The organism is Mesorhizobium sp. SARCC-RB16n (assembly GCF_008520305.1).
Taxonomy (GTDB): domain Bacteria; phylum Pseudomonadota; class Alphaproteobacteria; order Rhizobiales; family Rhizobiaceae; genus Mesorhizobium.
Genome location: NZ_ML703258.1, coordinates 76,560 through 93,777, shown reverse-complemented (window position 1 = coordinate 93,777; position 17,218 = coordinate 76,560). Strand labels below are relative to the sequence as shown.

General features: G+C 61.1%; 16 protein-coding genes. 8 read left to right on the top strand and 8 right to left on the bottom strand.

Going from position 1 to position 17,218, the window contains the following annotated elements; translation table 11 throughout:
- Window positions 1-520: 520 nt before the first annotated feature.
- The 4 genes from C7I87_RS05900 (at window position 521) to C7I87_RS05885 (ending at window position 7,126) form a co-directional block, all read left to right on the top strand.
- Window positions 521-1,780, top strand: a complete 1,260-nt coding sequence (locus C7I87_RS05900; protein WP_149903329.1) for an efflux RND transporter periplasmic adaptor subunit — start codon at window positions 521-523, stop codon at window positions 1,778-1,780.
- A 100-nt stretch (window positions 1,781-1,880) separates the two neighbouring features.
- On the top strand, window positions 1,881-4,997 hold the full coding sequence (locus C7I87_RS05895) for an efflux RND transporter permease subunit (RefSeq protein WP_149903328.1): 3,117 nt from the start codon (window positions 1,881-1,883) through the stop codon (window positions 4,995-4,997).
- A gap of 82 nt (window positions 4,998-5,079) precedes the next feature.
- A complete protein-coding gene (locus tag C7I87_RS05890; protein ID WP_149903327.1) occupies window positions 5,080-5,757 on the top strand; it encodes a response regulator transcription factor in 678 nt (225 codons plus the stop codon).
- The gene (locus C7I87_RS05885; RefSeq protein WP_149903326.1) at window positions 5,744-7,126 is read left to right on the top strand and encodes a sensor histidine kinase; all 1,383 of its coding nucleotides are present in this window, start codon (window positions 5,744-5,746) and stop codon (window positions 7,124-7,126) included. Before C7I87_RS05890 ends, C7I87_RS05885 begins: the two co-directional genes overlap by 14 nt.
- Window positions 7,127-7,990: 864 nt before the next feature.
- Here C7I87_RS05885 and C7I87_RS05880 read toward each other — a convergent pair.
- Window positions 7,991-8,632: a dihydrofolate reductase family protein gene (locus C7I87_RS05880; RefSeq protein WP_149903325.1), complete on the bottom strand. Its 642-nt coding sequence runs from the start codon at window positions 8,630-8,632 to the stop codon at window positions 7,991-7,993.
- Between the two features lie 108 nt (window positions 8,633-8,740).
- Between C7I87_RS05880 and C7I87_RS05875 the strand changes: the two genes are divergently transcribed.
- Both C7I87_RS05875 and C7I87_RS05870 read left to right on the top strand, forming a co-directional pair.
- On the top strand, window positions 8,741-9,091 hold the full coding sequence (locus C7I87_RS05875; RefSeq protein WP_149903324.1) for an ArsR/SmtB family transcription factor: 351 nt from the start codon (window positions 8,741-8,743) through the stop codon (window positions 9,089-9,091).
- Entirely contained in the window at window positions 9,075-9,554 is a 480-nt protein-coding gene (locus C7I87_RS05870; RefSeq protein ID WP_149903323.1) for an SRPBCC family protein, read from the top strand. Before C7I87_RS05875 ends, C7I87_RS05870 begins: the two co-directional genes overlap by 17 nt.
- A 371-nt stretch (window positions 9,555-9,925) precedes the next feature.
- Here C7I87_RS05870 and C7I87_RS05865 read toward each other — a convergent pair whose 3' ends face one another.
- Window positions 9,926-10,672 carry an SDR family oxidoreductase gene (locus C7I87_RS05865; RefSeq protein ID WP_149903322.1) on the bottom strand — a complete coding sequence of 249 codons (747 nt, stop codon included), beginning with the start codon at window positions 10,670-10,672 and terminating at the stop codon, window positions 9,926-9,928.
- Window positions 10,673-10,771: 99 nt separating this feature from the next.
- A complete protein-coding gene (locus C7I87_RS05860; protein ID WP_149903321.1) occupies window positions 10,772-11,764 on the bottom strand; it encodes an SDR family NAD(P)-dependent oxidoreductase in 993 nt (330 codons plus the stop codon).
- 121 nt (window positions 11,765-11,885) lie between these two features.
- On the opposite strand from C7I87_RS05860, the gene C7I87_RS05855 reads away from it, so the two are divergent.
- Complete coding sequence (locus C7I87_RS05855; protein ID WP_149903320.1) at window positions 11,886-12,497, top strand: TetR/AcrR family transcriptional regulator; 612 nt, start codon at window positions 11,886-11,888, stop codon at window positions 12,495-12,497.
- 644 nt (window positions 12,498-13,141) lie between these two features.
- Here the strand turns inward: C7I87_RS05855 and C7I87_RS05850 are convergent.
- Window positions 13,142-14,203, bottom strand: a complete 1,062-nt coding sequence (locus C7I87_RS05850; protein ID WP_149903319.1) for an aromatic ring-hydroxylating oxygenase subunit alpha — start codon at window positions 14,201-14,203, stop codon at window positions 13,142-13,144.
- A 128-nt stretch (window positions 14,204-14,331) separates the two neighbouring features.
- Here C7I87_RS05850 and C7I87_RS35115 point away from each other — a divergent pair, with 128 nt between their 5' ends.
- Window positions 14,332-14,496: a hypothetical protein gene (locus tag C7I87_RS35115; RefSeq protein ID WP_188393742.1), complete on the top strand. Its 165-nt coding sequence runs from the start codon at window positions 14,332-14,334 to the stop codon at window positions 14,494-14,496.
- A gap of 242 nt (window positions 14,497-14,738) precedes the next feature.
- Here the strand turns inward: C7I87_RS35115 and C7I87_RS35110 are convergent, their stop codons facing one another.
- The 4 genes from C7I87_RS35110 to C7I87_RS05835 are packed head-to-tail and all read right to left on the bottom strand — an operon-like array spanning window position 14,739 to window position 16,891.
- Window positions 14,739-14,912 (bottom strand): hypothetical protein, encoded by a 174-nt coding sequence (locus C7I87_RS35110; RefSeq protein ID WP_185970275.1) that lies wholly within the window; start codon window positions 14,910-14,912, stop codon window positions 14,739-14,741.
- Between the two features lie 31 nt (window positions 14,913-14,943).
- A complete protein-coding gene (locus C7I87_RS05845; protein ID WP_149903318.1) occupies window positions 14,944-16,071 on the bottom strand; it encodes a WD40 repeat domain-containing protein in 1,128 nt (375 codons plus the stop codon).
- 14 nt (window positions 16,072-16,085) lie between these two features.
- Window positions 16,086-16,418, bottom strand: coding sequence for a hypothetical protein (locus C7I87_RS05840; RefSeq protein WP_149903317.1), 333 nt, complete (start codon window positions 16,416-16,418; stop codon window positions 16,086-16,088).
- Window positions 16,415-16,891 carry a hypothetical protein gene (locus C7I87_RS05835; protein ID WP_149903316.1) on the bottom strand — a complete coding sequence of 159 codons (477 nt, stop codon included), beginning with the start codon at window positions 16,889-16,891 and terminating at the stop codon, window positions 16,415-16,417. The genes C7I87_RS05840 and C7I87_RS05835 overlap by 4 nt, the downstream gene beginning before the upstream one ends.
- Window positions 16,892-17,218: the final 327 nt, after the last annotated feature.

Genomic DNA, 17,218 nt, shown 5'->3' with positions numbered 1-17,218 from the left:
GGGCAATTGCGAAGCCGGATCCGGCAAACACAATTGATGCGCAAACAATCGCTAGTCTCATCGTAAATCTCCTGGCAGCGCACCTGTTAAAGCTGGCCCGACTGCGCAGCGGGAGGAAGTCGGGCCCTTGCGGAGTTGCGACCTCCCGGTTTGCCAAAGATGTTATGTGGCTAGCAGTGAGGCAATTTATCTCTTCCGGTGTGGCAGCTAACTCTTCCGTTTGAGCATTCCGCCTGCCCCTGGTGCATCGAAACCTCGGCGTCAGGTATTGGGTGAGGCTGGTAAGGTCTAAGAGGGCGCGAAACAACTCGCCGCGATCCCGGCTGAAGGACTGCACGTCGGCGCCTGCCCGATCCTAGTCATTTCTTACCGCTTATGTCGGCGGATCGGGGTGGCGAAGGCACGTCGCGGTAGGCACCCCATTCTTAACAAGGATTTTAATAGCGTAGCCGGCCCGTCGGCGTAATGCTGCAGTGCAACAAGGCAGCAGTACCACCGCGGTTTCGACCAGGAGAGCTCAATGAGCGAACAGCTTTCAGACAAGCGGCAGGAGCCGATGGGGCCGGAACTCGTTCCTACGACGCGGCCTCGCCGCTCGCGTTTCTTCCGCCTGTTGCTGGCGATCGCCCTATGTAGCGGCGGCGCTTACGGCGCCTTTACCTATGCCGGTGCGCGTCCTTCAGCGGCGGCAGTCGCATCTGCGGCACCGATGCCTCCCACGCCGGTCAACACGGCTCAGGCACAGTTGGGAAACGTTCCGATCCAGGTCACCGGGCTCGGAACGGTACAGCCCTTCAACAGCGTGACGGTCAAGCCTCGTGTCAGCGGGCAGATCAACGACATCGTGTTCACGGAAGGCCAGGCGGTGCATGCCAACGACGTGCTTGCGCATCTGGACCCGAAAGCCCTGATCGGACCCCTGCATCAGGCCGAGGCCAATCTGGCCAAGGACCAGGCTCTGCTCGCCAATACCCAGGCCGATCTGCAACGCATTTCGCAACTGGCACAGAAGGGCTTCGCGTCCAGCCAGACGCTCGATACGCAGAAGGCGCAGATCGCCCAGACCGAGGCCATGATCCTGGTGGACAAGGCCGCCATCGAAAGCGCGCAGACCCAGCTCGATTATGCCACGATCTCCTCACCGATCGATGGCGTGGCCGGTATCCGGATGATCGATGAGGGCAACATGATCACCCCGAGCGATCCCGGGATCGTCACCATCAACCAGCTCGAGCCGATCTCGGTCGTCTTTACGGTTCCGTCAGAAGCCATTGGCGACTGGCCGGTCGGAGCGCCGGCCTCCGCGGTCGCCATCACCGCCTTGGCGGCAAACGATGACAGACCGCTCGGCACGGGAACGTTGAGCCTCGTAGACAATCACATCGATCCGGCAACGGCGACCGTCAGATTGAAGGCGACTTTCCCGAACAAGGATCATCAGTTGAAGCCGGGCCAGTTCGTCAAGGCTCTGTTTCAGAGCGCACTCCTATCCCAGGCGACCTCCGTTCCCTCTACCGCCGTTCAACAATCGACCAATGGCACCTATGTTTATCTGATCAAGCCTGGAGACTCGACGCTGGTTCAGCAGCCGGTGACGGTCAAGCGAGTAGCTGGTGGCGTCACCGTCATCGCATCGGGCTTGAGCGCCGGCGATACGGTGGTAACCGACGGGCAATACAGCCTGAAGCCAGGGATGAAGGTGTCGACGCTGCCGGACAGCGCTGTATCGCAAAACGCTGCGGCTTCGCCCGCGATCGTGGCGACCAGCCAGACCCCATGAAGCAGCACGGACAATCCCCTGCGCGCAATTGGACTGCAGCCGATTGGGCGGCGCCTGGATCCAGGCCAATCGATGCGCTTATCAAGCGAAGGACCGCAAGTTGAACATCTCCAGCATCTTCGTCCAGCGACCCGTGGCAACCGGATTGCTGACACTTGGCATCGTGCTCGTCGGCCTGGTCGCCTACATGCTGCTGCCCATCTCCTCGCTGCCGCAGGTCGACTTCCCCACCGTCTCGGTGCAGGCCACGTTGCCCGGTGCCAATGCCGAAACCATGGCGAGCACGGTCGCGAGCCCGCTCGAGCAGCAATTCGCGACCATCCCCGGCATGGCCCAGATGACCTCCACGAGTACCCTGGGCAACTCGAACCTGACGCTGCAGTTCGATCTCAGTCGCAATATCGATAGCGCGGCTCAGGACGTTCAGACGGCGATCACGGCGGCCAGCGGCTCGCTGCCCAAAACCATGCAGAGTCCGCCCACCTACCACAAGATCAATCCGGCGCTGTTCACCGTCATCTCCATCGTGATGCAGTCGGACACGATTCCGCTGCCCTTGGTCATGGATGCCGCGGCCAACACGGTTGCCCAGACCTTGTCGCAAATCCCGGGCGCCGGCTTTGTCGACATGCCTGGCTCCTCGAAATCCGCCATGCGAATCCAGGTCGATCCGACCAAACTCGCGGCTCTCGGCATGAGTCTCGAAGATGTTCGCTCCGCGCTGACGCTGGCGACTACCAACGGCCCGAAGGGCACGCTTGACGGCGCGCAGCGCTCAGTGACCCTGGACGCCAACGACCAGCTCCTGACGCCCGGCAACGTCAATTCGGCGATCATCGCGTACCGCAATGGATCTCCCGTACGCATCAGCGACATCGGCAGCGCAATAAACAGCGTTGAAAACACGACGCTGGGCGCCTGGTACAACAACCAGAAGGCCGTGCTGATCGACGTGCATCTGCAGGCGGGCGCCAATGCCGTCGATGTCGTCAAGGGTGTGAGGGACGCGCTGCCCGGACTGCGATCGCGGCTGCCGCCTTCGGTCAGTATCGCCACGGTGGGCGATTCCACCGTCGCCGTTCGGGCCGCCGTCGCCGACGTTCAATTCACGCTCATGATCACGATCGGGTTGGTCGTTCTCACCATTTTCGTCTTCCTGAAGAGTTTCAGCGCGACCATGATTCCGGCCGTCACCATTCCCGTCTCCCTGATCGGCACGTTCGGCGTGATGTACATGCTGGGCTATACGCTCGACAACATCTCGCTGATGGGACTGACCATCGCCGTCGGCTTCGTCGTCGACGACGCTATCGTCGTGATCGAGAACATCGTCCGGCATGTCGAGGACGGCCTATCGCCGTTGCAGGCCACCTTGAAGGGGGCGAGCGAGATCGGCTTCACGGTCGTTTCCATGACGGTCTCGCTGATCGCGGTCTTCATCCCGCTGCTGCTGATGAGCGGCATGGTCGGCAGGCTGTTCCGTGAGTTCTCGGTCACGGTCGCCGTGGCGCTGATCATCTCGGCAGTCGTTTCGCTTACCCTGACACCGATGATGTGCGCCTTGATGATCAAGGGCCACGAAGAAGAGGCCAGGCCCAACCGGCTGTCCCGGCTGCTCGAGCGCGGCTTCGAGTTCGTACAGCAGGGCTACAGCCGTTCGCTGCACGTCGCGGTCGGACATCCAAGGCTTGTCCTAGTCTGCTTCTTGGCGACCCTGGCGCTGACGGCGCAACTGTTCCTCGCAATTCCGAAGGGGTTCTTCCCGCAGCAGGATCTCGGATTGATTTCCGGATCGACACAGGCCGCGCAGGACATCTCCTTTCAGGCCATGGCAGCCAAGCAGCAGCAGGTGGTCGATCTCATCCTGAAGGATCCGGCCATCGAGACTGTCCGGTCCACCCTCGGCGGGTCGGGGCGCATGAACTCCGGCAACCTGCAGATCGCCCTCAAGCCGTTTTCCCAACGGTCGCTCTCCGCCGATCAGGTGATCTCGCGCCTTCGCAAGGAAACGGCGGGGGTGTCTGGCATCAGCGTCGCGATGCAGGCGGTGCAGGGCATCAACGTCGGCGGACGCAGTTCCCAGACCCAGTTCCAGTACACCCTGCAGGACCCCAATCTGCCTGAGCTGTACAAATGGGCGGACACAATGACCGCCGAGCTGCGCAAGCTGCCTCAGGTCCGTGACGTTGCCAGCGATCTGCAATCAGCGGCGCCGCACGCCGACATTGTCATCGACCGCGACACGGCGTCCCGCCTCGGCGTCACCCCTCAGGCCATAGACGACACGCTTTATGATGCGTTCGGTCAGCGTCAGATCGCGACCATCTTCACCCAACTTGACCAGCACAAGATCATCATGGAAGTCGATCCCCAATACCGGGTCGATGCCGGCGCGCTGGATGCTCTCTATGTCGGCAACAATGCGGCAAAACAGATCCCGCTCAGCACCTTTGCCAAGGTGGGTGCTTCCGTCGCGCCTCTGGCGATCAATCACCAGGGCTTGTACCCCTCGGTTACGCTGAGCTTCAACCTCGCGCCGAACGTTGCCCTCGGGGACGCCGTCACCGCCGTCGATGCCATGCAGGCGCGCCTGGGCATGCCGGCAACGGTGCAGACTGGTTTTCAGGGCACGGCGCAGGCGTTTCAAGCTTCGCTGGGGACGCAGCCGATGCTGATCGCGGCCGCACTGGTTGCCGTCTACATCGTCCTTGGCGTGCTCTATGAGAGCGTGATCCACCCGCTCACCATTCTGTCGACCTTGCCCTCGGCAGGTGTCGGCGCGCTTGCCGCGCTCATGGTCCTCGGAGGTCAGCTCGACGTCATGGGGCTCGTCGGCATCATCCTTCTCATCGGCATCGTCAAGAAGAACGCGATCATGATGATCGACTTCGCGGTGTCGGCCGAGCGGCAAAGAGGTTTGTCGCCGAAGGAAGCCATCATCGAGGCTTGCATCCTGCGGTTTCGCCCGATCACCATGACCACGCTCTGCGCCTTGCTCGGCGCTCTGCCGCTTGCCCTGGGCACGGGCGTTGGCTCGGAACTGAGGCGCCCACTCGGCATCGCCATTGTCGGCGGACTCTGCGTCTCACAGATGCTGACCCTTTACACCACGCCGGTCATCTACCTCTATATGCAACGGTTTGCCGGATTGATAACAGCTGTCAAACAGCAGATTATTGGGCGTCGGCCGGCCGATCCCCCTGTGCCGGCGCAATAGCGGTGTGCCGGCCATGCTCGCTCCCGCCCCGAATGAGTGCGCGGCTGCGCCAGCCGCCAGCCAGGAAAGAGGACCCGCTGCGGTGATGAAGGTCCTTGTCGTCGAAGACGATGCGGAGACAGCGGAAGAGATCGTCGACGAGTTCAGTGCGGCGGGGTTTGACGTTGTGCGCGCGGCGACAGGCCCCGATGGGTTGGCCAAGGCTCAAACCCAGGTCTTTGACGTCATTACGCTCGATCGCCTCCTGCCCGGTCTTGACGGTCTGAGCCTGCTCGAAATCTTGCGCGGGGGCGGCGTGGATACGCCGGTTCTTGTCCTCAGCGCGCTGTCCAGTGTCGATGAACGCATCAGAGGATTGAGGGCAGGAGGAGACGACTACCTCGTGAAGCCATTCTCTCCGGCGGAACTGCGGACGCGCGTCGAAGTTCTGGCGCGCCGATCTCCCGATCCGCGCCTGACGATCCTTCGACTCCACGATCTGGAACTCGACCTTTTGACGCGCACGGTGCGACGCGGCTCGCGCGAAGTCGATCTCGTGCCGCGCGAGATCAAGCTGCTTGAATACATGCTTCGTCATGCAAACCAGGTCGTCACGCGGGCCATGCTGTTCGAGCAGGTCTGGCACTATCGCTTCGACCCGGGAACCAACCTCGTCGACGTTCACCTCGGTCGCCTGCGCCGCAAGATCGATCAGCCGGGTGAAGTGCCATTGATCCATACGGTTCGCGGCCGGGGATTCGTCCTTCGTGCACAAAATTAGGATTTTGGAGACAGCAAGCTTCCGCCGTACCATCGGGGCAGCGGCGATCCTGGCTGTTGCGCTCTTGTCGATGGCCGGCTTCCTCTACCGGGAGACCGTCGGCTACCTCACACGCCAGATCGACGATGCTCTGATCGCCGATGCCCGCTCCTTTGCCAACAGCGATCCGGCCTCGCTTCCGGCCCGCATCCAGAAGGCATTGGCCGACGACCGGCGCCGGGAAAAGGCGTTCGGGATCTTCGCCATCGATCGCACGCGCCTGGCCGGCAATATGGCGGTGTTGCCGCCAATATTGCCAGGCCTCGACAATCCGCAAACTTTGACGCTTTCCCTCAACGATGGGGGAGGCTCGACTTCCGAGCACGTGCGTATCGTCTCGGCCACTCTCAAGAACGGCAACCTGCTCGTCCTCGGCCACGCGACGGAATCGGTCGACGAGATAAGGGAGATCATCGTTCGGGCCTTGTTGCTCGCAGTGTTCCCGGCCTTGGCCATATCGCTGATCGGTGGGGTTGGGATGAGCCGGGCAATGTTGCGGCGCGTCGAAGCCGTGCGCCGCGCCTGCAGTTCCATCATGCAGGGCCATTTCGACCGGCGATTGCCGGTTCACAAGCGTCAGGACGAGTTCGACAAACTGTCGGTGATCGTCAACGCTATGCTCGACGAGATCGAGCGGCTCGTCGGCGACGTGAAAGGGGCAGGGGACGCAATTGCCCACGATCTCAGAACCCCGCTGACGCGCTTGCGCTCGCGCCTCGAGCGCAGCATGCGTGCGATTTCGGACGACGGACCTGTCAAGGAGGCGATGCAAAAGTCCCTGGGCGATATCGACCAGTTGCTCGCGACCATCGCCGCTCTGATGCGCATTGCCGAGGTCGAGCAGAGCCGCCGTCGGGAGAATTTTTCCAAGGTCGATCTTGGCGAGATCGTGACCGCCCTGGCCGAATTCTACCAGCCGATTGCGGAAGAGCGCGGCCTCGACTTCGTTGTCGTCTGTCAACCAGTCGCGCTGGTTGACGCGGATGGCGACCTGCTTTTCGAGGCCTTGGCCAATCTGGTCGACAACGCCATCAAATTCACGCCGGCGGACGGGCGGGTCGGACTAGAACTGGTTGCGGCGCCTACAGGGTCCATCGTGCGGGTTTGGGATACTGGCTCCGGAATTCCAGCCGAGGAGCGCGGCAACGTGCTTCGCCGCTTCTATCGGCTCGACCCGAGCCGCCAGACGCCCGGAACGGGCCTGGGACTGAGCCTGGTCTCGGCGATAGCGCGGCTGCACCAGTTTCCCTTGAGCCTGCGCGATTCCGACAGCGGCGGTTTGAATGTGGAACTGCTCTGTCCGGCTAACGGAGACGCCGAGATTGCTTGAGTTTCGGGCTTGTGCGCGTCTGCTGCTCGGATGACTGGAACTTCCATTACATACGTCGCGGCCTCCGTATGGGCATCATATCTCTTAGTCGTCTCCAGAAACGCGAGCTCGACCCAAATCAGCGGCGAGATCATGCGGAATGATACGGGAAGAATTCTGATTTTGGCCCACGAAAAACTCAATGAAATCAATGATTTTATTACATCCTCCGGGCCCACCAAAACCTTTTAATATCAATTAGTTATGGCAAACTTCGTTCTGAAGTGGGCCAATTCGCTTTGTTCTGCGCAGGACTCAGCTCGATTGTTCTGGCATGAACATGATCCATGCGCGGGGACAATCTATGGCTAGCTCTATCTTTTACCCTTGCTCCGGTTCGTCAATCGGGTTGCGCACAGCCATTCATAGCCCAGTTGTTTCAAGGCTGAAAAGACCACTGGACGATAGGGGCGGCGAAAGGCGGTAACGGCGTGCGATCGGGATGGTTTGGAGCGCTACATTGATAGGCCTCGGCTGTGAGTAAGCTGGTGTGAAAACAGCAACCGTGTCCCAATGGTCATTGCAGCTGCGTTATCCTGACTTGGAAGCGGGCTTCCGCCGTACCGTTTTTTATGTCCGTCGTTCTCGCCGCGCCTGTTGAACGACCGCTTCGCGCCTCATTCACGCCGCTCCCGGTCAAAATAGCGATCCCCTGGAGCAGTCGTTCGCCGCGTCTCAGGCGCGATGGGGGAACATGGATGGGTGGAAACCGGTCGGTCTGCCTTCTGTTGTGGAAAAGTGGACATTGGGCGAGGGCAGAACGGGGAAGGCAGTCATGGACCAAGTGTGGGCAGTCCATGATCGCCGTAAGTCACGAGATGGCGACTAGCGCTGAAACGTGAGGTGTACAGTGCCGCTCTCGGCCGTTTCTGTCTTGACGGCGTAGCCGGCTTCCAACCCGCGCAACTCGTCCCAGAGGCGGATGCCCCGCCCCAGCAGAATTGGAGCGATGGCAACATGCAGGCGGTCCACAAGTCCGGTCTTGAGGTAGTCGCGAACCATGGTTGGTCCGCCACCTATCCGCACATCCTTGCCGTTTGCGGCTCTCACGGCCTGCTGCAGCGCATCATCCGGATCCGCCGCGAGGAAGTGAAACGTGGTGCCTCCAGCCATCTCGATGGAAGGCCGTGGCGTGTGCGTTAGGACGAAGACCGGGCAGTGGAATGGCGGCTCGTTGCCCCACCACCCTTTCCAGTTCGGATCATCGGGAAAGTTGTGCAGCCCGAACTTGCCGGCCCCCATGATCTCGGCGCCAATGTTGGCGAAGTAATCCATCGCATAATCGTTGTCGATGCCCGTGGTGCCTTTGCCGCTGGTGTCCTTGAGCACTCGCTCTCTGAATGTTCTTGTGGCGACATACGCACCGACCAGGCGCGACCAGTCGGGGCCGAACGGGTTTTCAGGCGTCTGGTCCGTCGTTGTTGCGAAACCATCGAGCGAGATAACAAGGTCGACACGAACTGCCACTGAAGCGCTCCTCAATACTAAGGTAATTGCCTTTATAATTGAACCGCAACACTAAGGCAAGTGCCTTTTTATCCTTGACCGGCACTGCCGGCAGCTTTACCAAGTTATATGCCCTACCACTCGACTCCCCTCGACCTCGCCTTTTACGCCCTCAGCGACCCGACCCGCCGCGCGGTGGTATCGCGGCTGGTCGAGGGTGAGCTGCCGGTGACCGCACTGGCCGAGCCTTTCGACATGGCGTTGCCCTCCTTTGCCCAGCATCTCAAGGTGCTAGAGGATTGCGGATTGATCGCAAGCGAGAAGCGCGGGCGCAGCCGCTGGTGCCGGCTGGAGCGGACGCGCTTCGACGAGGCGGCAAACTGGATGGAAGCGGAGCGACGACGCTGGGCCGAGCGGCTCGACCGGCTGGAAGCCTATTTAGACAAGACGGAAGAGGACGACGATGCAAAGGCTATTTGAAACCTGGTCGCTCGACCGTGAAATCGTGCTGGTCAAGGTGCTGAAGCACCCGCGGCACAAGGTCTTCGCCGCCTGGATGGACCCGGAAGCGCTGGCGCAATGGTATGGCCCGGCCGGCCTCAGCATCGAGAACCAAGAGGCTGATATCCGCGAGGGCGGGGAATGGCGCTTCGACATGGTGGGAGTATTCGAAGGCCAACAGCAGCGCTTCCCCAATCTCATGCGCTTCTTGAAGGTCGTTCCGAACGAGCTGATCGTGGTGGACTATGGTACCCCGGACCTCAACGACCCGGACCGCTTCTACATGACTATTACCTTGGATGAGCAGACCGACGGCAAGACCGTGCTGACCATGCGCCAGCTTCACCCAAGCCGCGAACGTCGCCAGGTGGTCGTCGGTTTCGGCGCGGTCGAGTTTGGGTTGCAGACGCTGGACGGCCTCGCCACGTGGCTGGATGGTTGAACGCTGCTCATATAGAGGGTGGCCCCTAAACAACCGCTTTGAGGACTTTGCGGTCCAACCGCGAATGGCGGAGATTGGTCGCAACCTGCCGCAGACACATTTCCCGAACTAACGTCTGCTTCTCGCCACCGTTCATCTCAAAGTGGTCCGACCGTACCCGGCCCCATAGCTGCTGGGCGGCAATGCGCCTTATATCGGACCTTCAGCTCAGATTTGCGGCGCATGAATCCGGACGTTGTCGCCATCGTCGCAGAACGTCCACGTGCGATTTCCGGCGCTGCATGGCGGGCCTTTGGGACACGCACCTATTCAGCCCGCCATGGAGAGACATTGAAGACCGTCCGCGACGAAGCTTGCAGTCGATAATGCCTTCAGAGTTGTGACCAACCCCCATCGACCGGAATCTCAAGGCCGGTCGTGAAGGTCGCGTCGAACGCGAGGAAGAGGACGGCCTTCGCGATCTCCTCCGAGGTCCCGAAGCGCTTCATCGGGATGATGCCGAGTGTGTGCCCCCTCACGTGGGCCCGCATCTCCTCCGTGGGAAACACCTTTTCGAGGATGCCGGTGTCGATGGGACCGGGCGACACCGCGTTGACGCGGATGTCCTGCGGAAGGATCTCGGCTGCGAGCACGCGGGCGAAGGATCGCAGCGCAGCCTTGGCGGCGCCGTAGGTGGCTTGTCCGGGGAGTCCCTTGACGTTGGCGACAGAGGTCGTGAGGACGACCGAGCCGCCCCGATTGATCAGCGGCGCGAGCTTCTGGACCGCGAAAAACGGTCCCTTGGCATTGAGGTTGAACATCTCGTCGTAGATGGCCTCTGTCACGTTCGCGACAGGCGTTGGAGTGCTGAACCCGGCGTTGACGAAAAGCAGGTCGATGGTGTCGAACTCGGTCTTCACATGAGCGGCGAGGGCGTCGATGTCGGTCAACGACCGCGCGTCGCTCGAAACCACGATGGCGTCGTTGCCAAGCTCTTGCCGCGCCGATTCAAGGCCCGCCTGCGAGCGACCCGTCACCAGGACCCGCGCGCCCCCATCGAGGAGCATCTTCGCTGTCGCAAGCCCCATGCCGCTCGTGCCGCCGATAACCACTGCTTTTTTATCTTGGTATCGTTCCATGCGTACTCGCCTTGCGACGCCAGGGGCGTCTGGTCATTTTTGAACTGCTTTGTATGATAAATAGGCGCAGAGACGGCAGTCAAGAAGATTTTGAACTATTTAGTACAAAACTCTGTTGGGGTCCTGTGGACGCAAGAGTGCTGGGTTCGACAAGTCGACACCGGAGACCTTGACGACGGCCTGCCACGCGGCTTCCTGGCTGGCGCGATCGTGGAGGTGTGGCTGGCGCTGCACCTCCATTGGGCCTGAGAACTTCCCTTGAGCCGACGCGAAGAATTGCCCTGAGACGTCGGTTCCGAACTCCGACGCCTGGAGGTACCGACGGGCCGCGGTCTCCGGCGTCTGATTCATGCCGGGAATGAGGTTCACGATTGGAATCATCAGGTACTTCAACAACGGGCCAACGTTTCGCGCCACCTTGGTGTCGTTCGACGCACCGGGCGAGACAGCGTACACGGCCATGCCGGAGGGTAGCCTGCGCGCCAGCGCCGCGACCCACCAAGCGATGATGAGCTTCGCGTCGGCATACGCATTGTTGGGCGCGTACTTCACGTTCGGCCCGTTGCGAATCAGGGCTTCAACGGCGGCGGTTCGGTTACCCTGGTAACTCTTGGCCGCGAAGGCTGGCAGGTCGGTGTACTTGAACATCGGTACGCCCCCGCGGGCAGGCTCCGCGCTGGTGATAACAATCCGCGCGTTGGGGCTAAGAAGGTCGGCGCGAAGCAACCCGACAGTCAGTTGATGATGGCCGATCAGCGGGGCCTGAGAGGCCTCAATGCCTGCCGCAGTGATCACGCGCTTCTTGGTTGGGACCAATCCGGCATTGAGCAGCAGGAAATCGACCGCCCGACCTTGATTGACCAGCTCGGCGAGCGCGGACTGGACGCTGGCCGGCGTGTCCAACTCCAGCTCCAGCGGCGTGAAGATCGGTCTTTTGGTTTCCGCTGCGAGTTGAGCGGCCGCTTCCTTGGCCCGAGCCAGGCTGCGTCCGGTGATGATGATCTCGACCCAGCCCTCTTCGGCAAGGGAGCGGGCTGCTGCATAACCGAGCCCGGAGGTGGCGCCGGTGACGAGTGCGATCGAATGTTTCATGGGCGGCTCCTTGGTGAAGGTTAAGGTCGAAGGAGTCCCACGGGGTAGGGCCGCCTTGTCATTTTTGAACTGTTCGATTATATATTGGTGTCGAGATTGGGGTCAAGGAATTTAGAACTAAATGTTTCAAAATGCTGAGAGGCCTCGTGGGCGCCCCCGTAGTTTCGACGAGAGGGACGCGCTGGAAAAGGCAACCCGGGTGTTCCGGTCGAAAGGCTACGACGGCGCGACGATCGACGATCTCGTCGCAGGCATGGGTGTGGGGCGGCCAAGCCTGTATGCCGTCTTCGGCGACAAGCGGACGATATTCTTGCGTGCCCTTCGGGCGTACGCTGAAGCGAAGGGCGCTCGCGCTGCGAAGGCGCTCTTCTCGCCAACGACTCTTCGCGACTCGCTCGTCGGTTTCATGAGGCACGCCGTAGAAAGTGCGACCGAGGAAGGATCAGCCCCGGGGTGTCTTCTGGTGTGCGTTGCGCCGCTTGTGGATGATGCTGAGGTCCGGCAGTTCCTACAGGACGCCGTGGCTGCCGGCATGGCGCTAGTAGAACGGCGATTCTACGACGCGATCAGCGCGGGAGAGGTACCGTCTGACTTTCCGGTATCCGCGCGCGCGAGCCAGGTCCTCGACCTGTCGCGCGGTCTGACCATGCGTGCGCAGATGGGCATGCCGCGCAAGACGCTGCTCAAGGACGCAGAGGAAGCGGCTGACTTAGTCCTACTGCCGAGGCGGTGAAATGCGATGCCAGAAGGTTGATGTCGCGCTTCATGCCGAAGGGCACCGTCGTCGCCTTGTCACTCTTGGCGTCCTTTAGTCCGACACGCGGATCATTTGTCAGGCTATCCGGTTGCGCGCCGTGCACACTTCACTGGCGCTTGGGGAGCAGTCGAGCGCTCATTTCAATAGGGTATTCCAAGACGCCAATTTGAGCGCCAGGCGCACTCGAACGATTTGAGCGTCCAACCCTCAGCACCCGGCATCGTCGGCTCGCCTTGCCGTTAAGGTGCAACGCAAAGCTCTGCAAAAGGGCAGTGCCGCTGCCGTCTTTCAAGCGCCACGCGTCAGGACGGTTATCGAAGCGGATTGCAAGCGGATTCTTGGTCACAGTGACTGGCAGCTTATGGACGAAACTCTGGCTTAGCGGACGGGCTGCTCTGGCCCCGTTCCAGCCGTCAAGGGTCCGGCCGGTAAGAGCGCCCGCTAAACTTGGTCGTCAAAGCCGCGTTCGCCGATCTGCTCTCCGCATTGAGCGAGCTCCGATTGCCGCGACGCTCGTAACTCGTCTTACCGTGCCCGCCTTGTAGCCTCGACTGGCCGGGGGGCTCTCGTGCCGGCACCGAGCCGGAGCACTATCCGGCGGACAGGGACGCCAGGGGCGCTCACAGCCCCAGTGCCGCAGCGACCCGTTCCTGAAAATACTGCACTCCCCGCTCATGCCGCCCCGATAGCGGGCCGGAGCTATAGGCCCCTGCGGCATAATTGCGATGCGTATCGGCGCAGATGGTGTAGTCCTCGCGTACCACGGCCAGAGTGCCTTGCACAGATTTCGCCCTGCTCTCGGATGCTTCAGCAGCGATATCGGCAAAGAAGAAATGGTAATGCTGGTCTGTGTGATGCGGTGAGGTCGGATTGATCCGGCTAACGTTCATGCCGCCATCGAAAAGCGACAGCGTCCAGTTCGGCCACATCCAAAGCCATTTGCCGCGATAGAACAGACCGTCTTTCGGCGGTGCGGTCATCCGGACATAACCGGGATGGGCGGTGGTCTGGAAAGCTTCGAAGTCGATGGCAGCGTAGAACGAGGGATGCGTGCCAGGGATGTGATAGCCTTCGACGAAATTGTCGGTGTAGATCTTCCAGTTCGCCGCGAAGCTGACAGTGGCCTGATCGGTGGCGGCATAGGTCTCCAACGGCTCGTCCGCCAGTTCGGCGGGCAGAGAGCCAAGTTGATCCAGAAGACTTTCCTTCGGGTCGAGTGCCGCGAAGAGCAGCCCGCGCCATTCGGACAACTGCACCGTCTCCAGCGGCCAGTCTTCGGCGATGATCGAGGGATCCTTGCCATACCATGGGGCCTGCACCAGCCGTCCGGTGTCGGCAAAGGACCATTTGTGATAGGGACAAACGATCAGCCCACATTTGCCCGCGCCATCGGCCAGAAGTTTCGCCCCCCGGTGGCGGCAGACATTCTTAAATCCGCGCAAGGTCCCGTCCCGGCCCCGGATGGCGAAGATCGGCGTGCCGGCGATGTCGATGGCAAGGTATTGACCGGACGTCGCGACCGAGGCGACAGGCCCCATGAACTGCCAGGTGTGCGCGAAGATGCTGCGCCGTTCCTGCTGCCAGATATCATCGCGGACATAAAGCGACGGGTCCAAGTTCAGGTATTGCACGTGCGGAGTGTCGAGTGGCGGGTGGTCGCGTCGCAAGGCATCTGGCATCATAGGCTAACCTCCAGTTGCGGCAATCCTGTCGTAAGCGGGGCGACATCGCAAGGGAATTGGCTCTGCCGCGCTCAGCAAAGCCGGCGTGCAATTTTTGCTCTAACGCAGAGTTGCTGGAGTTGCGGTTCATGTCCAATTCGCCGACCCAGTTGTCGATCGCGATCAACACGTCGGATGCCTTAACCGCAGCACAGGTTCCAGGCCGACTTCGCGCCCAATTCGTCGTCCGCCTGATGAACGGCCGGTATCGGAACGGTGTGCTCGCGAACGACGAGGATGGGGTCGTCAGTTGACAAGGTAAACTTTGCCCGATGACTGTGAACTCGAACGGCAGCTTACCGACGAGCGCTTCCTGGAAGCAGACCGTGCGGATAAAGCGCTTGGAGAGCTGTCGTAAACTCGGAAAGCTTGAGGTCGGACGGGGCTCAAAAAGCAATCGAGCACCCGCGCCATTCGCGTCAATTTCCGCGATACGTACCGCGCCAGGTCGACGCCCTGACATGGTCAGTCATCGTCGGTCCTGTTGCCGCCGATCCTAGTTCGTCTTCAATTGACCAATCCGGTTTTCGGCGATCCAGCGTGCAGCGAGCACCAGCGCGCCCATGCTGAAATCCTTACCGTGCTTGGCGACCATCTCTTCCGACAATTTGGCGAGTTGTTCGAAGAAGGCGTCCTTGCTCTCTTCCTCTGTGGTGATTTCAGTCTGCATTCTATCCTCCTATTTCGCGCGGATTGCCCCGCTATTTGAACATCTGCGCTGGAAAGGTGATGATCGCAGCGGTGCCGTCGGCCATACCCGCAGCCAGGTGCCGTCCGTCGCCGGACCAGGCAAGCGCGGTTACCCCACTGCCCAAGGGCCTGACGAGAAGCTCGTCGCGTCCGCCGATCTGGGCGACAGTGATCCGGCCGTTGGCGTAACCCGCCGCGACAAGTTTCTTCTGAGGATGCGCCGCCACCGTCTCGACAAGAACGAGACCAGCGCGACCGGTTTCCAGGGCTCCGGCGTTCTCGCCATCAAGCGGCGGCGCGGTCATCGACCAACCGGCAATCCGGAACGCACCCGAGGCAAGCAGCGCGTTCGCCGACTGGCTCCAGCACACTGTACGGACCGGGGAGGGAAATCCCGCGATGACGCCGCTAAGACCATCGGCGATGTTGATCAGGGCAAAGCCGCCCGTTTCGAGCCCGCTGGCCAGCCATGTGCCATCGCCGCTCCAACGGATCGATGTCGGGCGCGCCGGAAAGGCAAAGTCTCGTATCAGGCTGGCAGGCCCTTCGACCGCCCAGATCGACAGCCCATTGCCCAAGCCGCAGGCGAGGCGGCGTCCACCGGGGGAGAAGGCCAGCGCGTCCGTCGACGATGTTGCACCGCGTTCCAGTTTCGTCACATCGCCGAGATCGCCGGACAGGAAGACATCGCGCCCGTCGCTGACCGCCGTCAGGGCTGTCCGGGCACTATGATCGATGGCGACGATGGGCCCTTCGATCTTGATCGGCATCTCCGTAGCTTCGCCGTCAGCCGTCAGATGCACTGCTTTGCCGGCCGCCGTTCCGATGAGAAAGCTGGAATCCAGATAGGTGGCGAGGGGGGCATCGCCTTCGCCAAATGCCGCGGAGGCGATCAACGGCACCGGCGGTGTCTCGCGCGGGCGGATGGTCGTCTGGCCGAGATCGCCGCTTACCCTGATGCGCGACTCCGGCGGTTCCCGGTCAGCAACCGCGGCTATGGCGACGGTTCCGTCCACGGATGTGAAAGCAACGGTCGAACCATCGGCGCTGAAGCACAGATCAGCGACCCCCGACGGTCGACGCCAGCTGCGTGCCAGCAGGTCGAACAGGGTCAGGTTTTGCATTGTCTGCTGGTTCATTTGTGTCTCTCCCATCAGTCTTCGTTCTCTGTCGCTGCAAGCTCGCGATCGACATCCGCGATCTGGCCTTCGGCAGTGGCGATGCGATTCTCGCACGCCGCGCGCGCGTTCATGATCGCCTCGGCGCTCTCTTCCGCTTCATGCAAATCCTGCACCAGTTGCGCGCTGGCGCCGCTCCTGCCGATCTCCAGCTCCACGCGCAGCAGATCCATCTCGAGACCAGCGAGTTTCTGATTGAGCCGCAATGCCTCGGCGGTGAGCGCCGAGACGTTTCCGACAAGAGCCAGCCGGCGCTTGAGCAGCGCCTCTCGCGTAGTGGCTTGCCTGTTCACCGAACCCGCCATCATTTGTCCTTCCCGGCTGCCGGCCCGGTCGGGTTTTCGAAAGCCGAAAGCAGCTTAGGCAGAGTGTCAGCCTGCGATTGGAACTGCTTCTCGGCCGTTTCGATGTGGCTCTTGAGTTGATCCCAAATGTCGACGCGGATCATCGATGTGGTGTCGCCGGTGAGGCGCTCGATCTCATCGACGCGGAACTGGCGCGTCAGCGAAACGCCGGAAAACACGAAGTCGCGTAGCAGGATCGCATGGCTCTCGATGAACAGATGGATCATCGGATGGGTTTGCGGGGTGACGCCACCGGCAGCAAGCTCGGCCCGGATGAAGTCCTGGAAATGGCTTTGCAGCCGGTACTGGCTTTCGCCCATGAAACGCATGACGAAAACCAGGTCGCGCGGCATCAACCTGACCAGATCTCCGGTCACCCCGTCGGCCTGGTTGGAGATTGGCGGGGCTGGGCCCCGGCTGTCTTTGTCGTTTGGCATCATCTTTCTCTGGCACCGCGCCCGTCCAACGCCTGCCTCCAGATAGTAGAGAATGATCATAAAATGAATAGATCTCGAAAGAATTTGATTATATTGCAGTAGCTAACTGGATATATTGCAGTGCAAACATGATTAAATGTTACAGTCGTAATATACATGTGTAAAATATCGTTACAGTTGCCCATGCGTTTATGAGCGGAACAAGCTGAGATTTCGCTCAGTGCGTGGCTCACGGCCCCTGTTTTCAAACTGGCACGGCGATTGCTTTACCTATTTGCATAAGAAGCCCATCGCGCTTGACGCGGTGCCAAAAGAACGAAGGACCGG

Excerpts from the sequence above, each read along its gene's own strand:
- C7I87_RS05860 (WP_149903321.1), bottom strand. The coding sequence starts at position 11,764 with ATGAAACATTCGATCGCACTCGTCACCGGCGCCACCTCCGGGCTCGGT.
- C7I87_RS35110 (WP_185970275.1), bottom strand. The coding sequence starts at position 14,912 with ATGCAGACTGAAATCACCACAGAGGAAGAGAGCAAGGACGCCTTCTTC.
- C7I87_RS05870 (WP_149903323.1), top strand. The coding sequence starts at position 9,075 with ATGCAAAGGCTATTTGAAACCTGGTCGCTCGACCGTGAAATCGTGCTG.
- C7I87_RS05845 (WP_149903318.1), bottom strand. The coding sequence starts at position 16,071 with ATGAACCAGCAGACAATGCAAAACCTGACCCTGTTCGACCTGCTGGCA.
- C7I87_RS35115 (WP_188393742.1), top strand. The coding sequence starts at position 14,332 with ATGTCCAATTCGCCGACCCAGTTGTCGATCGCGATCAACACGTCGGAT.
- C7I87_RS05840 (WP_149903317.1), bottom strand. The coding sequence starts at position 16,418 with ATGATGGCGGGTTCGGTGAACAGGCAAGCCACTACGCGAGAGGCGCTG.
- C7I87_RS05850 (WP_149903319.1), bottom strand. The coding sequence starts at position 14,203 with ATGATGCCAGATGCCTTGCGACGCGACCACCCGCCACTCGACACTCCG.
- C7I87_RS05835 (WP_149903316.1), bottom strand. The coding sequence starts at position 16,891 with ATGCCAAACGACAAAGACAGCCGGGGCCCAGCCCCGCCAATCTCCAAC.
- C7I87_RS05855 (WP_149903320.1), top strand. The coding sequence starts at position 11,886 with ATGTTTCAAAATGCTGAGAGGCCTCGTGGGCGCCCCCGTAGTTTCGAC.
- C7I87_RS05875 (WP_149903324.1), top strand. The coding sequence starts at position 8,741 with ATGCCCTACCACTCGACTCCCCTCGACCTCGCCTTTTACGCCCTCAGC.
- C7I87_RS05865 (WP_149903322.1), bottom strand. The coding sequence starts at position 10,672 with ATGGAACGATACCAAGATAAAAAAGCAGTGGTTATCGGCGGCACGAGC.
- C7I87_RS05900 (WP_149903329.1), top strand. The coding sequence starts at position 521 with ATGAGCGAACAGCTTTCAGACAAGCGGCAGGAGCCGATGGGGCCGGAA.